This is a genomic window from Streptomyces sp. NPDC054841, assembly GCF_053611045.1.
In genome coordinates, this window is the sequence record NZ_JBSGZO010000390.1 from 1 (window position 1) to 8205 (window position 8205).

The following is an 8205-nucleotide window of genomic DNA, read 5'->3' on the forward strand; positions in this document are numbered from 1 at the left end:
CACCGGCCGGTGGTCGCCCTGCCCCCCCCCGCCCCCCGGGCGGGGGGCCCGGTGCGCGGGCGGGCCGCGCGGCCCCGCGACGAAGGGATCGCGGTGCGCTGGCAGGAGGCCCGTGGCGGTGCGGACGCGGTCGTGCGGACGGTGCGTGGTCTGGGCCCGGCGCTGCGCCGGGCCGAGCGGATCGTCATAGGCGACCCGTTCTCCCGTTACGTACAGCTCCTGCTGACCCTGGTGCGCACCCGGCAGCTGACGGTGGTCGACGACGGCACCGCGACCATGGAGTTCGTCGCGCAGCTCGCGCGCGGCGAACGGCTGGTGCGCTGGCACCGGCGTGGCCGCCGCGGCCCGCGTGAGCTCGTGCTCGCGCCGGTCTCGGCGGCCGCCCGGCGCCGGCTCACGCCGTCGCGCTCCCGTGAGGTCGAGGTCTTCACCGCGATGCCCGTGGACGCCCCGGAGGGCATCACGGTCACCGCCAACCAGTTCCGCTGGACCCGTTCCCGGTTCGGCCCGCCCCGCATCACCCGGGGCGCCGACCTCGTCGGCACCTCACTGGTGGAGACGGGTGTGGTCGACCCGGAGCAGTACGTCGAGGCCGTCGGCGCGCTCGCCAGGACGCACGGCGCCACCCGCTACTTCGCCCACCGGCGCGAGACCCCGGCCAAGCTCCACCGGCTGGCCGCCGAGACCGGCCTGGAGATCGTCCGTCCCGATCTGCCCCTGGAGCTGATCGCCCGGCGCGGCCCGATCGGGCGTACCGTGCTGAGCTTTCCTTCGACCGTCGTGCACACCCTGCCGCTCGCCCTCGCCGGGACCGGTGTGACGGTCGCGGTCTGCGACATCGCCCCGGAGTGGCTCAAGGACACCGCGTCCCCGCGCGCACAGGGGTTCCTCGCGGGGGTCACCGGCACCGCCAGGGACGTCCACCGGCTGCCGGCTCCCGCCTGACAGGCCGCCCTCAGAGCTCGTTCGGTGGACCTTGCCCGCCCCCTCGTCCGGGCGTCTGAGCGCGACAGGACGCCCAGCTGTCCATATCGTGGTCAGGAAGAGGGTGAGCTTACCCACACCGACGGACAGCCATGCGTCGTCAGACGCGTTTTCTATCCCCTATCGGGCTGAACTTTTGTTGATCTCGAGTTAGTTGGGCCTTGAAGGGGCCTACTCTTCAACGGGTGAACCAGTTGATGTCCCGCGAGTCCGACGCCGGCGTACCCGGCGAAGCTGTGGTGCCTGGCGACTACGCGCTGCCCGGCACGCTGCCCGACGCCCTGCGTGCCGAACTCATCACCTTCCGCCGGGACTTGCACATGCACCCGGAGCTCGGAAACCAGGAGTTCCGCACCACCGCCGCGCTCAACGCGCGGCTGGAGGCCGCCGGGCTGCGCCCGCAGGTGCTCTCGACCGGGACCGGGCTCATCTGTGACATCGGCACCCCGGACCGGGGCCGGCCCATGCTCGCGATCCGCGCCGACATCGACGCCCTGCCCATTCCGGACACGAAGACGGGCGTGCCGTACCGCTCGACCGTGCCCGACCGGGCCCACGCCTGCGGTCATGATGTGCACACGACGACGGTGCTCGGTGCCGGACTGGTCCTCGCCGACCTCGACCGGCAGGGGCTGCTGCCCCACGCCGTCCGGCTGATCTTCCAGCCCGCCGAGGAGGTCCTGCCCGGCGGCGCGGCCGACGCCATCGAGTCCGGCGTGCTGGACGGTGTGGGCCGGATCATCGCCGTGCACTGCGATCCCCGTGTGGACGCGGGCCGGATCGGGCTGCGCCCCGGCCCCATCACCTCCGCCTGCGACCGGCTGGAGATCACCCTCGACGGCCCCGGCGGTCACACCGCCCGTCCGCATCTGACCACCGACCTCGTCACGGCCGCCGCCAAGATCGTCACCGAGGTCCCGGCGCTGCTGTCCCGCCGTGTCGACACCCGCTCCGGCCTGGCCCTGACCTGGGGGCGTATCGAGTCGGGCCACGCCTGCAACGTCATCCCGCAGCACGCCGAGCTCTCCGGCACCGTCCGCTGCCTCGACCTGCCCGCCTGGCGCGACGCCCCGGACCTCGTGCACGCCGCGGTCGACGAGATCGCCACGCTGCACCGGGCCAAGTCCCAGATCAACTACATCCGCGGGGTCCCGCCGGTGGTCAACGACCTCGCGATCACCGAGCTGCTGCGGGACGCCCAGTCCGCACGCCGCGGACTGCAGGCGATCGAGGACACCGAGCAGAGCCTCGGCGGCGAGGACTTCTCCTGGTATCTGGAGCACGTCCCGGGTGCCATGGCGCGTCTCGGGGTACGCCCCCCGGGGTCGGGCGCGAAGCTCGATCTGCACCGCGGGGACTTCGATGTGGACGAGGAGGCGATCAAGGTTGGCGTCGAGTTGTTCACTGCGGCCGCCCTGCTGGACGACCACCGTTCGTAATCGGACAGTTCATCTTAGGTTCGTCCTTCGCGACGATCCGATAACGGCTGTCGAACTCGTCTTTACCTGACATCTACGCGCGTTACGATCGCCGCTAAACCAGCGCCGGAAGTGGCGCTTTCGGTCAGGTTTAAAGGAGCCCCTCCGTGCGCCGGATCACCAGGATCGCCACCGTGGGCATCGCGTCCGCGGCTCTCGCACTGTCCGCCACCGCGTGTGGCGGCAAGAAGTCGTCCGAGGCTGGCTCGGACAGCGGCACCAAGGCCGCCCTCGCCTACGACATCGGTGGCCGCGGCGACCAGTCGTTCAACGACGCCGCCTACGCCGGCCTGGAGAAGGCTCACAAGGAGCTCGACGTCAAGGGCGCCGAGGCCGAGCCCAGCGAGGGCGAGGGCGACCCGGACAAGGTCCAGCGCCTCACCTCGCTCGCCCGCGCCGGCAACAACCCGGTGATCGGTGTCGGCTTCTCCTACGCCACGGCCATCGCCGAGGTCGCGCCGAAGTTCCCGAACACCACCTTCGGTCTCATCGACGACACCTCCAAGACCGGCAAGAACATCGCCAACCTGGTCTTCAACGAGGAGCAGGGCTCCTACCTGGCCGGTGTCGCCGCCGCCAAGGTGACGAAGTCCAAGACCGTCGGCTTCATCGGCGGCGTCGAGACCCCGCTGATCAAGAAGTTCGAGGCGGGCTTCGTCCAGGGCGTCAAGGACACCGACAAGAACGTCAACGTCAAGGTCCAGTACCTGACCCAGCCGCCGGACTTCGGTGGCTTCTCCAAGCCCGACCTCGGCAAGGCCGCCGCGCAGGGTCAGATAGACGCGGGCGCCGACGTGATCTACGCCGCCGCCGGTCTCGCCGGCTCGGGCTCGATCGAGGCCGCCTCCAAGGCCAAGAAGTGGGCCATCGGCGTCGACTCGGACCAGTACAACCAGAAGGGTCTCGCGTCCGTCAAGGAGTCCATCCTCACCTCGGTGACCAAGGACGTCACGGGCGCGGTCTACAACCTGATCAAGTCGGTCAAGGACGGCAAGCCGCAGTCCGGTGAGATCCGTTACGGCCTCGACAAGAACGGCGTGGGCCTGGCCACCTCCAACCCGGCCTTCACCAAGATGACCGACGTCGTCGCGGCGGTCGAGAAGGCCAAGGCCGACATCATCGCCGGTAAGATCAAGGTCAAGATCGCTCCGTAACCGAGCGGCGGAACCGACGGTCCACGGGTCCGGAGGAGCGGTGCGCAACCGCCCTTCGGACCCCGGACCGGGTTCTGGCCTCCGGTTTTTGTTCTTCGATATCGCTACGCGCGTAGAGCCCCTTTCGGCGCGATAACTTCGCCCCACCCCCTGCCCGCGACAGCCCGCCCTCACGTCTGTCTTCTCGCTCCTTTCCCGCCAAGGAGAGTGCGTCATCAACGCGTACAGTCCGTCATCGCCGCCGGCTGCTGCCGTAGAACTGCGCGGCATCACCAAGCGCTTCCCCGGTGTCGTCGCCAACCACGACATCGACATCACCATCCGCAAGGGCACCGTCCATGCCCTCGTCGGTGAGAACGGGGCAGGCAAGTCGACCCTGATGAAGATCCTCTACGGCATGCAGAAGCCGGACGAGGGCACCATCACCATCGATGGCAACCAGGTCAGCTTCCACAGCCCGGCAGACGCCATCGCGACCGGCATCGGCATGGTCCACCAGCACTTCATGCTGGCCGACAACCTCACCGTGCTGGAGAACGTCGTGCTCGGCGGCGAGAAGCTGTACGGCATCGGCGCCAAGGCCAGGAGAAAGATCAAGCAGATCTCGGACGCGTACGGGCTGAACGTCCGCCCGGACGCCCTGATCGAGGAGCTCGGCGTCGCCGACCGCCAGCGCGTGGAGATCCTCAAGGTCCTCTACCGAGGCGCCCGCACGCTGATCCTCGACGAGCCGACCGCCGTGCTGGTCCCGCAGGAGGTCGACGCGCTCTTCGACAACCTGCGCGAGCTCAAGGCCGAGGGCCTCACCGTCATCTTCATCTCCCACAAGCTGGGTGAAGTGCTGTCGGTCGCCGACGACATCACGGTCATCCGGCGCGGTACGACGGTGGGCACCGCCGACCCGCGCACCACCACGCCGAAGCAGCTCGCCGAGCTGATGGTCGGCAGCGAGCTGCCCTCGCCGGAGACCCGTGAGTCGACGGTCACCGAGGTGCCGATGCTCGACGTCGACAGGCTGCGGCTGACCGCGACGGACCCCGACGGGGTCGTCCGCGAGGTCCTCGACGGCATCACCTTCACCATCCACAAGGGTGAGGTCATGGGCATCGCAGGCGTCGAGGGCAACGGCCAGACCGAGCTCATCGAGGCCCTGATGGGCATGCGCGACCCGGACGGCGGTGTGATCACCCTCGACGGCGCCGACATCTCGCACGCGCCGACCCGCAAGCGTCGCGAGGACGGCATCGGCTACATCCCCGAGGACCGCCACCGGCACGGTCTGCTCCTGGAGTCCCCGCTCTGGGAGAACCGCATCCTCGGCCATGTCACCGAGCGGCCCAACAGCAGGCGCGGCCTGCTCGACCTCAAGGCCGCCCGCAAGGACACCGAGCGCATCGTCCGTGAGTACGACGTGCGCACCCCCGGCATCGAGGTCACCGCGGCCTCCCTCTCCGGCGGCAACCAGCAGAAGCTGATCGTCGGCCGGGAGATGAGCCACGCACCCAAGCTGCTCATCGCCGCCCACCCCACCCGCGGTGTGGACGTCGGCGCGCAGGCGCAGATCTGGGACCAGATCCGCGAGGCGCGCCGGGAAGGCCTGGCGGTGCTGCTGATCTCGGCCGACCTGGACGAGCTCATCGGGCTCTCCGACACCCTGCGGGTCATGTACCGCGGCCGGCTGGTCGCGGACGCCGACCCCGCCACGATCACCCCGGAGGAGCTGGGCTCGGCCATGACCGGCGCCGCCACCGGCCACCTTGAGCACAACGAGCACCCTGAGAACGGTGAGGGCCGATGAAGAAGTTCGACAAGGACCGGCTGCTCCTGGGCATCGCCGGCCCGGCGCTCGCCCTGATCGTCGCCTTCCTGCTCACCTCGGTGGTACTGGTTCTCTCGGGCCTCAGCCCCTTCGAGCCGTACACGCTGATGATCGAGCAGGTCGAGTTCACCGACGTCCAGGTGCTCATCATCAACCAGACCGGTATCTACTATCTCGCCGCGCTCGCCGTTGCCATCGGCTTCCGGATGAACCTGTTCAACATCGGCGTCGACGGCCAGTACCGCCTCGCGGTCATGCTCTCGGCCGTCGTCGGTGCCGCGGTCGAGCTTCCCGGTCCGCTGCACGTCCTGCTGATCGTGTTCGTGGCCATGGCCGTGGGCGCGATCTGGGCCGGTATCGCGGGCATCCTGAAGACCACCCGCGGGGTGAGCGAGGTCGTCTCCACGATCATGCTGAACGCGATCGCGACCAGCCTCATCGCGTGGATGATCCTGCCCGCCAACTTCGGTGTGCAGCCGAAGGGCTCCAACGACCTGACCACCGGTGTGATCGCCGAATCCGGCTGGTTCCCCGGTCTGGAGCTCGAAGGCGGCAGCATCTACGGCTTCACCTTCGTCGCCTTCGGGCTCGGCATCGTCTACTGGTTCGTGCTCAACCGCACCCGCTTCGGCTTCGACCTGCGGGCCACGGGCGCCAGCCAGTCCGCCGCCCAGGCGAGCGGTGTCAGTGCCAAGAAGATGGTCATGACCGCCATGCTGATCTCCGGCGCGGTCGCCGGTCTCTCGGGCATGCCGATGCTGCTGGGCCAGACCCACACCTACAGCCTGAGTTTCCCTGTCGGTGTCGGCTTCACGGCCATCACCATCGCCCTGCTGGGCCGTAACAGCCCCGTCGGCATCTTCTTCGCCGCCCTGCTCATCGCCTTCCTCGAGAAGACCGCCGAAGGCCTCGGCATCGCGGGGTACCCGAAGGAGATCGCCATCATCATGCAGGGCCTGATCGTGATCGCTGTTGTCGTGTCGTACGAACTCGTCCGCCAGTACGGGCTCCGCCGCCAGCAGCAGAAGGTCGGCGAGGAGCTTGCCGCCCAGGCCCGCAAGAACAAGGAAGGGGTCGCGGCATGAGCGAGTCCACGAGCACTGTTTCGGCCGCGGCGACCGCGCCGAAGAAGGGCGGCGGACGCCGCAAGCTGTCACTGCCCGTGATCATGCTGATGATCGCCGGCGGCCTCGCGCTGTTCTCGCTGGTGCGTGTGATCAGCGGCGCCAACGACCTCACCTCCGTCGGGCAGGTCTCCGGCGCTCTCCAGCTGGCCGTGCCGATCGGCCTCGCCGGTCTCGGCGGTCTGTGGGCCGAGCGGGCCGGTGTGGTCAACATCGGTCTCGAGGGCATGATGATCCTGGGCACCTGGTTCGGTGCCTGGGCGGGCTACCAGTGGGGCCCGTGGACCGGTGTCCTGCTGGGCATCGTCGGCGGCGCGATCGGCGGCCTGCTGCACGCGATCATGACGGTGACGTTCAACGTCAACCACATCGTCTCCGGTGTGGCCGTCAACATCCTCGCCGTCGGCGTCACCCGCTATCTGTCGGACTTCACCTTCGCCGAGGCCGAGGGCGGCTCCTCCAAGCAGTCCCCGCACATCGGCCAGATCACCGACATCACCATCCCAGGGCTGTCGGACGGGCTCGCCGACCTGCAGGCCAAGCACTGGTTCTTCGTCTCCGACCTCGCGGGCGTGCTCGGCGGCCTCGTCACCAACCTGTCCGTGCTGACCGTCGTCGCGATCCTGCTCGTCCCCGCGACCTGGTGGATCCTGTGGCGCACGGGCTTCGGTCTGCGGCTGCGGTCCTGCGGTGAGAACCCCGTCGCCGCCGAGTCGCTCGGCGTCAACGTCTACAAGTACAAGTACATCGCGGTGATCGTCTCCGGTGCGATGGCCGGTCTCGGCGGTGCCTTCCTGGCCATCGTCTCCACGGGCATCTACCAGGAGGGCCAGACCGGCGGCCGCGGCTACATCGGTCTCGCCGCGATGATCTTCGGTAACTGGATGCCCGGCGGACTCGCGCTCGGCGCCGGGCTCTTCGGCTTCACCGACAGCCTCAAGCTGCGCGGCGGCGCCGAGAACGTCCACGCCATGCTCCTGCTGCTGGCGATCCTGCTGGTGCTCGCCTTCGCCTGGCAGCTGTACAAGAAGAAGCACTGGCAGGCCGGTATCTGCCTGGGCGTGTCCGCCCTGCTGTTCGCCTGGTACTCGCTGACCACCACGCTGCCGAGCCAGTTCGTGGACGCCGCGCCGTACGTCACGACGCTGCTGGTCCTCGCCCTGTCGGCACAACGGCTGCGGATGCCCAAGGCGGACGGCCTGCCCTACAAGAAGGGCCAGGGCAAGTGACGTCCGCCCCGGGGAACGACGCCGCCGAAGCCTTCGACTGGGAGGCCCTGCGGGAGGCGGCACGGGACGCGATGTCCCGTGCATACGCCCCCTACTCGGGCTTCCCGGTCGGCGCAGCCGCCCTCGTCGACGACGGCCGCACGGTCAGCGGCTGCAATGTCGAGAACGCCTCGTACGGGCTCTCGCTGTGCGCCGAGTGCGGGCTGGTCTCGCAGCTGCAGGCCACCGGCGGCGGCCGGCTCACGCACTTCACGTGCGTGGACGGAAACGGCGACATCCTGATGCCGTGCGGACGCTGCCGTCAGCTGCTCTACGAGTTCGGCGGGCCCGGCCTGCTGCTGGAGACTGCCAAGGGCATCCTCACGCTGGCGGAGATGCTGCCCCTGGCCTTCGGCCCGGATCAGCTGGGCCCGGAGA

General features: G+C 69.1%; 7 protein-coding genes. All 7 read left to right on the top strand.

All coding sequences use genetic code 11. The features are described from left to right. The first annotated feature begins 9 nt into the window (after nucleotides 1-9). The gene (locus ACWGI8_RS34115) at nucleotides 10-945 is read left to right on the top strand and encodes a hypothetical protein (protein WP_453666928.1); all 936 of its coding nucleotides are present in this window, start codon (nucleotides 10-12) and stop codon (nucleotides 943-945) included. Between the two features lie 236 nt (nucleotides 946-1181). After that, on the top strand, nucleotides 1182-2423 hold the full coding sequence (locus ACWGI8_RS34120) for an amidohydrolase (RefSeq protein ID WP_453666930.1): 1242 nt from the start codon (nucleotides 1182-1184) through the stop codon (nucleotides 2421-2423). A gap of 146 nt (nucleotides 2424-2569) precedes the next feature. Beyond that, nucleotides 2570-3616, top strand: a complete 1047-nt coding sequence (locus ACWGI8_RS34125) for a BMP family lipoprotein (protein ID WP_453666925.1) — start codon at nucleotides 2570-2572, stop codon at nucleotides 3614-3616. A 214-nt stretch (nucleotides 3617-3830) separates the two neighbouring features. Beyond that, nucleotides 3831-5414: an ABC transporter ATP-binding protein gene (locus ACWGI8_RS34130; RefSeq protein WP_453666932.1), complete on the top strand. Its 1584-nt coding sequence runs from the start codon at nucleotides 3831-3833 to the stop codon at nucleotides 5412-5414. Then, nucleotides 5411-6520 (top strand): ABC transporter permease, encoded by a 1110-nt coding sequence (locus ACWGI8_RS34135; protein ID WP_453666926.1) that lies wholly within the window; start codon nucleotides 5411-5413, stop codon nucleotides 6518-6520. Before ACWGI8_RS34130 ends, ACWGI8_RS34135 begins: the two co-directional genes overlap by 4 nt. Further along, complete coding sequence (locus ACWGI8_RS34140) at nucleotides 6517-7788, top strand: ABC transporter permease (RefSeq protein WP_453666927.1); 1272 nt, start codon at nucleotides 6517-6519, stop codon at nucleotides 7786-7788. The genes ACWGI8_RS34135 and ACWGI8_RS34140 overlap by 4 nt, the downstream gene beginning before the upstream one ends. A 71-nt stretch (nucleotides 7789-7859) precedes the next feature. After that, on the top strand, nucleotides 7860-8205 hold a 346-nt coding region (locus ACWGI8_RS34145), incomplete at its 3' end, for a cytidine deaminase (RefSeq protein WP_453666933.1).

Coding starts and splice junctions, on each gene's coding strand:
- ACWGI8_RS34120 (WP_453666930.1), top strand. CDS start 1,182: ATGTCCCGCGAGTCCGACGCCGGCGTACCCGGCGAAGCTGTGGTGCCT.
- ACWGI8_RS34135 (WP_453666926.1), top strand. CDS start 5,411: ATGAAGAAGTTCGACAAGGACCGGCTGCTCCTGGGCATCGCCGGCCCG.
- ACWGI8_RS34140 (WP_453666927.1), top strand. CDS start 6,517: ATGAGCGAGTCCACGAGCACTGTTTCGGCCGCGGCGACCGCGCCGAAG.